At 62.7% G+C, this 6,519-nt stretch carries 8 protein-coding genes; 3 read left to right on the top strand and 5 right to left on the bottom strand.

Annotation, left to right across the window (positions count from 1 at the left end):
- On the top strand, window positions 1–1,035 hold a 1,035-nt coding region (locus RT123_RS15270; RefSeq protein ID WP_313010057.1), incomplete at its 5' end, for an ATP-binding protein.
- A gap of 217 nt (window positions 1,036–1,252) precedes the next feature.
- On the opposite strand, the gene RT123_RS15265 is transcribed toward RT123_RS15270, so the two are convergent.
- Window positions 1,253–1,651 carry a DUF6766 family protein gene (locus RT123_RS15265; RefSeq protein ID WP_197458458.1) on the bottom strand — a complete coding sequence of 133 codons (399 nt, stop codon included), beginning with the start codon at window positions 1,649–1,651 and terminating at the stop codon, window positions 1,253–1,255.
- A gap of 242 nt (window positions 1,652–1,893) precedes the next feature.
- Entirely contained in the window at window positions 1,894–2,070 is a 177-nt protein-coding gene (locus tag RT123_RS15260; RefSeq protein ID WP_082064521.1) for a DUF3606 domain-containing protein, read from the bottom strand.
- 436 nt (window positions 2,071–2,506) lie between these two features.
- On the opposite strand from RT123_RS15260, the gene RT123_RS15255 reads away from it, so the two are divergent.
- On the top strand, window positions 2,507–3,235 hold the full coding sequence (locus RT123_RS15255; protein WP_313010055.1) for a Crp/Fnr family transcriptional regulator: 729 nt from the start codon (window positions 2,507–2,509) through the stop codon (window positions 3,233–3,235).
- A 1-nt stretch (window position 3,236) separates the two neighbouring features.
- Window positions 3,237–3,458 (top strand): DUF6894 family protein, encoded by a 222-nt coding sequence (locus RT123_RS15760; protein WP_409514363.1) that lies wholly within the window; start codon window positions 3,237–3,239, stop codon window positions 3,456–3,458.
- An 89-nt stretch (window positions 3,459–3,547) separates the two neighbouring features.
- Here the strand turns inward: RT123_RS15760 and RT123_RS15250 are convergent, their stop codons facing one another.
- From RT123_RS15250 to RT123_RS15240, 3 genes are all read right to left on the bottom strand, one after another.
- A complete protein-coding gene (locus RT123_RS15250) occupies window positions 3,548–5,632 on the bottom strand; it encodes a glycoside hydrolase family 65 protein (RefSeq protein WP_313010054.1) in 2,085 nt (694 codons plus the stop codon).
- Between the two features lie 174 nt (window positions 5,633–5,806).
- A complete protein-coding gene (locus tag RT123_RS15245) occupies window positions 5,807–6,178 on the bottom strand; it encodes a sensory rhodopsin transducer (RefSeq protein WP_313010052.1) in 372 nt (123 codons plus the stop codon).
- Window positions 6,179–6,250: 72 nt separating this feature from the next.
- Window positions 6,251–6,519 (bottom strand): glycosyltransferase (locus tag RT123_RS15240; RefSeq protein ID WP_409514923.1); only part of this gene is annotated, 269 nt, incomplete at its 5' end.

Below are 6,519 nucleotides of genomic sequence, written 5' to 3'. Positions count from 1 at the left end.
ATCGGCAACGTCGAGCAGATCCGGAAACGGACAGAGGATCCAGCTCTCAAGAAGCGACTGTCCATGATGGCGGAGGCGTCGCATCGGGGCGCGCAGCTGACCGCTCAGATGCTGGCTTTCTCACGGCGGCAGAAACTCGAGCCGCGCCCGGTCGATCTCAATGAAACCGTGCGTAGCATGAAGAATCTCCTGCAAAGCACCATCGGCGGGACCGTGCGTATCCTGGAACCCGATCTTGCGGACGACCTGTGGCCGGCCATGATCGATCCCACCCAGATCGAACTGGTCATTCTCAACCTGGCCATCAACGCACGCGACGCGATGGATGTCGGCGGAACGCTGAGAATCCAGACCGCCAACGTGGTCGCACCGGAGCCTGTGACGCCCGAACAGCCTCCCGCCGGGGACCATGTCGTGGTGTCGGTGGCGGACGATGGTTCAGGCATGTCCGACGAAGTGCTAGCGCGGGTCTTCGAGCCATTCTTTACGACAAAGGCCGTGGGCAAGGGCTCCGGCCTGGGCCTGAGCCAAGTGTACGGCTTGGCGAAACAGTCTGGGGGCGGCGTCACGATCGACACCGCGATCGGGAGGGGCACGACAATAAGAATCTTTCTGCCTCGCGCCGACGCAACTCCACAGAAGGAGACAGTCCCAGACACGGCTATCAGCGCGGCGCCGCTCCCTGACACCACCATTCTGGTCGTCGATGACGACGACGCAGTCAGGGCCGTAACGTCCGGAATACTGGTCGATCTAGGCTATCGTGTCATCGAAGCCGGCAGCGGGGGCGCGGCCTTGGATATGTTCGATCAGCACCCTGACATTCAAGCCGTCGTGCTGGATTTCGCCATGCCGGGCATGAACGGCGGAGAGGTCGCTCGCGAGATGACTGTCCGAAGGCCAGGCCTCCCGATCATCTTCGCGACGGGCTATGCTGATATCGAAGGCTTGGCTGCGACGACCGATGATCGGATCATTCGCAAGCCGTTCGATCAAAGCGACTTGGCCCGAAAACTTTCGCTGGCGCTTGGCTGAGTACCAGCAGAACACCTCTATGTCCAAAACGAGTCGAAGGCGGACCCCGCCGCACGCCCGATGTTGGAGCCTCACCGCCCGCCTGAATGTCGCGTTATTGCCAGCAAGCCAATGTCTGATCCTGGCGCTTTTTAGACATTCGCTTCCAAGTGCCGCTTTTGACTCATAGCCGACGTTTAAAAGGTCTGCTTGTAGGGCTCTGGTCAGCAGAGGGCTGTCAGTAAGATTGCGGCTTGTGGATCGTAGCATGGCCGCTGTGACGCAAGTGGGTCTTGTCGAGGTCAGCAATCAGCTCTGCACCCTTCTCTTTTCCGACCAACTCGATCAACGCATCGAGCTTAGCCTCCATTCGATCATCGTTCTCTTTGGAAGATGGTGACCCGACGTAGAGAAAATAAGCCAAGCCGACGACCTGCCAGAGAAGTTGCAGAAACTCTGACTGCCAGTTCTCGAAGGTGTCGCGACCCATTTCGACCAGATAGGGCGAGAGACGGACAGCTTGCCCATGAGAGGTCTGGTCATCCACATAGGCGAGCCAGCCGAAGCCCCAATGAAGGGCGATCGAGACCGTGAAGAAGGCCAGTGTAATCCAGGCGTAGGCATACTTCTTCAGCATGACCTGGCTCCATTAATCCTGCGTCGGTAAACCCGAGGGTTCGTTCGGCTCGGTCTGCCCTTCAGAATCACGGGCGTCCGTTCGGCCCTCCTGCAGCCTTCGCGTCGCGGGGTCCGGACCCGGCTGGCCGCCTGGCCCAACGCCGCCCGCCGCCAGCTGCTGTTCCGTCGGCGTCGTGTCAAGACGCCGACCTTTTGCGACGCCCGGCGGCAACGCGGCTTCGGCTTCTTGATCCGATTTCATCAGGCTCGAAGCTCTCTTTCGACGTCACTCGCCAAGTTTCCCACCTTCTCGACGGCCCGTCGAAGCTGATCTTCGGTGACCCCGAACTTCTCGGCCCAATCCCGAGCCTCATAGTTTTCGCTCAGGCTGATCCGCTGGCGATCCGGGTTGCCGGTCTGGGTTTTGTCGTCTGTCATGGGCGCCTCCTGATGAACCCGAAACAGCGGGAGAGCCGTTCCGTTTCCTGTGTCCAATATCGGTCGGTGGGCCGGGCCGAAGATCGGATCCGGTTCGGCGACTGCAAAGCGGACAAGCCGCTGGCGAAGCGCAAGACCTCACTCAGCCCGTCAGATGCGGCAGGGACAGGACCACAAGCAGGGTCGTCACCACAGCGCACGCGAACACAGAGATCCAGGCGAGTAGCCGATCGAAGCGGTTGTTCGATAACCGCGCACGGCGGATTTTCGGACCGGAGAACAGCGCCATTCCCCGAGAATGACGCAGCGACGCCCGCGCTTCTCTAACGCAGGTTAGCGGCGAGCATTTTTGGCGACCCGTGTTCGTAGGGCTTTGCGGCTGTGCAAATGAAGCCCGCTAAGTTTAGGGTGAGGGCGGACAGATGAGGCGAACACCATGATCGACCCCTTCATCCGCAAGCTCGAGTATGGCGCCTATCTGACCGATCAAGATCGGATCGATCTCCGCGACGCCGTGCTGGATGTCTGCACTTTTAAGGCAGGAGCGGATATCTCGTCGCAGGGCGAAGTCCCCCGAAACGTGCACGTGGTGCTTGAGGGCTGGGGCTGTCGCTACAAGATGCTGGAGGACGGTCAGCGTCAGGTCATGGCGATCCTCGTTCCAGGCGACATGTGTGATCTGCATGTGCAGATCCTGACCGAGATGGATCATGGGATCGGCGTTCTGACGGACGCCAGGGTCGCGCAAATCTCTCCGGCTCGTATCAATGCCCTGACAGACAATCCGAGGATCAACCTGGCGCTCAACTGGGCGAGGCTGGTGGACGAGGCCACCCTGCGCGAGTGGCTGGTGAACATCGGCCAGCGCCCCGCGGATCAACGCCTGGCGCATCTGATCTGCGAGCTCCATTTCCGGCTCCGCGCTGTCGGTTTCGCCGATGAAGCGGGCTTGGACCTGCCGCTGACGCAGGCGCAACTCGCCGACATCACCTCCATGAGCCCAGTGCACATCAACCGGACGCTGATGACGTTGCGCGGCGCCGATCTGATCCGCACAGAGGGGCGGTTCGTAGAAATTCCGAACTTTGATCGCCTCGCCGAGTTCGCGGGCTTCCAGCCCAGCTACCTGCACCTTGGAGGCACCAAGCCAAACGCCCAGGTCTGAGATGCGATATTTTTTCGATACGGTCGATCCCAGCGGCGCCCGCCGCGACGGTGTCGGCATCGACTGTCCGTCCGACAACAGCGCGCGCCGTCTAGCGCGAAAGGCGCTGGGCGAAATGTTCTCGGAGTCCCATAATGAGGGCGAGGAGACGTATGAGATTTCGGTCAGGAATAACGCGGGAGCGACGGTGTTCGCTGGGACCTTGGCCTACAGACGAGATTAAACGTCCGTGTGAGGATCGCCCATCAACGCTCGGGTCGCCGCCATTAGCGATGGCGTCGTCGGCCGAGGGCGTGTGCACCGGCTTCGCAGTCAAAGCCATGTGATTGCGGCTGGCTTTCCGTGCTCGACATGCAGCCGCGCCCTTCGATCGCCCAGCCAGATGCGCTCAACGGTGATCGCGTCCCATCCCGCCGGCAAGATCGCCACCCGTCTCGGCCATGTCTCTGGCGCGCCGCGCGCTTCCAGCCCCGTCAATCCGTAGACAAGCCCCATCAACATGCCCGCCAGATTGGCGAAGAACGGACCGGCCGCCGTTTCGCTGTCGGGATGGTCCGGTCGATACTCGAGACATTGATGGAAACGGCCGGCGTCATAGGCGGCGTATCCAGCCTCGAACAGTTGAAGGGCCAAGGCGCGGTCGCCGGCCAAGGCGGCCCACGTCGCGTAGAGGGCGGGAAACATCGGCGCCCCGACATAGTCCCGCCAGTGGGCCAGATAGAGATCGAGAGTTCGGCGCATCGTCTCCGGATTGGCTTGATAACCGCCCGGGAACAGTCCGGCCAAGGGCGATGGGGTGGCGCCCTTGGGTTCATCGATGCGGAAGCCGTCGTGCGCCGCAATCGCTCCGTCTGAACGTAGCGGCAGATACAGGGTCTGACGAATGGCACGCCACGCCGCATGGGGCGGTCGTCCAAGCACCTCCGCAGCGCCTATCGCCCGCGACAGAACATCGTCGGCCAACATCAAGGTGAATGCGTCATTGTCCGGCGGGCTTGGGACCTCAGCCGGTCCTGTAGCGCGCATTAGCTCATAGCCGCGCTCTGTCAGGCTCAATCGACTGACGATCCAGTCTGCGACGCCTTCAAGCACGGGCCAGGCCTTTTCCCGCAGGAAGGCCTCATCGCCTGTGGCGTCGGCGAACAGGCTAAACGCGCGCGCCACATGCAGCGTCCCATGATCCTCATGCGCCGCCCCCGACCCGCCGCCTGGCGTCGCTTCCTGGCCGGACAAGGGGGCCGCCTCCCACGGGAACTGCAATCCTTGACGGCCGGACAGACGCGCGTTCGATGCGGCCGCCGCGAGACTGCGCGAGCGGAAGTCGAGCAAGGCGCGCGCGGCGTCGGGTTGGCTCAGGATCAGGGGCGGCACACAGAAGGCGTCGATGTCCCACATGACGTGGCCGAAATAGTAGGAATAGTCCCGCCACGCGGCCAGGCCGAAGATCGAGGTCGCGGCCGGCGAGGCGGGGTGGACGGAGCTGTTCAGATAGAAGAACGCCGCATCGATCAAGGCCTGATGCGCTGGATCGGCGCCCGTCACGACGATCCTGCCCCGCCACAGCTCACGCCAGGCGTCGCGGTTGCGGGCGCGAAGGGTCTCGAACCCGGTCTGGGCCGCGCGCGCCACCCGACGTACGGCCTCTTCGTCGGGTCGCGCATGGATCAGCGAGGGAACAAGGGCCGCCATCTGGCGAAGTCGCGCACCGCGCTTGCCGACCAGGCCCAAATCGTAAGTGGTTTGCAACGGTCCCGACGCATCCCAAGGGGTGACTTCGCGCTCGGCGGCCGGATCCGTCTCGGTCCACAGCGCAATCCCGCAGGTCGATAGGTCGCCCTCTGTCGACCACAGCAGGGAGCCGTCGCAAGCGGGATCCGTTTCTCCGGGCGTGTCCGTCCGACGCCGCATGACCCGCCCTCTGACATCGGCGGTCGAGGTCCGGGCGCGCAGGCGGATGTCGCACGGCGCATCCGGTCGAACCATGACCTCCTGCATGACGACGGCCGGCGCCGTGCGGCTGGCGAAGGTGACGACCTCGATCTCGGCGCTAACGTCGCTCATCCGCGCGCGCCAGCGGCTGGTCAGTTCAGCGGTCGAAAAATCATAGGCCTGACTTAAGTCGCTCACGCACCAAGGCTGGTCCGACAGCCAGACGCCGTTGATGCAGATGTCGGCTTCCAGCGGATAGGGGACAGGGACGCCCGCCTCGATGCGGCGTTCCGGGTCTTGGCCGACGACGCCATTGACGATCGTCATGCCCGGCGAGAGCGCCATTTCCCGCACGCGCAGACCGATCAGGCCGTTGGCCACATAGGCGGGGAGCGCACCGTTTCTCGCCGCGGCTTCTTCGGGCGGGCTGATCGGTCGCCAGCCCGGGACATTTTCGTCGTTCGTCATCTACGTCTCGCCTCGACCTCGACGTCTATGATCTGCGCGGCGCACTGAGAGTGAGAGGATCAAATCTCGAAGCCGGCCGCAGTTTCCTATGTTCGCTTTCGGCCGTTCGGACGAAAGCGATAGTTCGACCGACGAGGGCACGATGCTCGATCCACAAATGCGAGGATCGAAGTGTCATTCACTATAGGCGACGGTTGTCATGATCGCATTCGCCGCCTGTCGCGAATCCAGGCGCGTATGCTGCACGACGACAGGGTGTCGTGAGCGAATGAGGCTTGCGTAGTCCGTATCGCGGGGCACGGGCTCAGGATCATGTAGGTCATTGAAGCGGACATGTTTGGTCCGCCGGCCCCCGACCGTCAGCTTATAAGGGCCGACCGGTTCGCGATCCTCGAAGAAGAGCGTGATCTCCACGTCGGTCGACGCGTCGCCTGGATTGAGGATACAAGCCGTTTCATGGCTGATCATCGCCGGGCTTGGGCCCGTGCTGTCGCTGGGAATATAACCTTCCGCAATCACCCACACCCTTTTTCCGATCTCACTCATAACCCGTTGCCCCTGTTTTTGCGATCTATGTCCGCGGCGCCATCGCACGGTGATGTTGCCGGACCTGCCCGCTCAAGCGGCCAAAGCCTCGTCGGTTCGCACGAGCGATGCGATGCCGTCGGCGGCGCGTCTCGAACTGACGTCGCAATCCGACAGGCGCTTCGCGAAGCTTCGCGCGTTTCCTCGGTATTTTCCGTCGGCAAGCACCTGAACCAGCGCACGTTTGATCCGGGCTGACGAAGCGCGCTCTGAGAGCCGAACGCCCGCACCCAACCATTCCACCCTAGCGGCGTTGTCGGCGTGATCACGCCCCATCGGCATCACGACCAACGGCACGCCAT

Origin of the sequence: Brevundimonas vesicularis, from assembly GCF_032067225.1 — a bacterium.
Classification (GTDB): Bacteria; Pseudomonadota; Alphaproteobacteria; order Caulobacterales; family Caulobacteraceae; genus Brevundimonas; species Brevundimonas vesicularis_F.
This window is presented reverse-complemented; position numbering and strand designations above follow the sequence as displayed.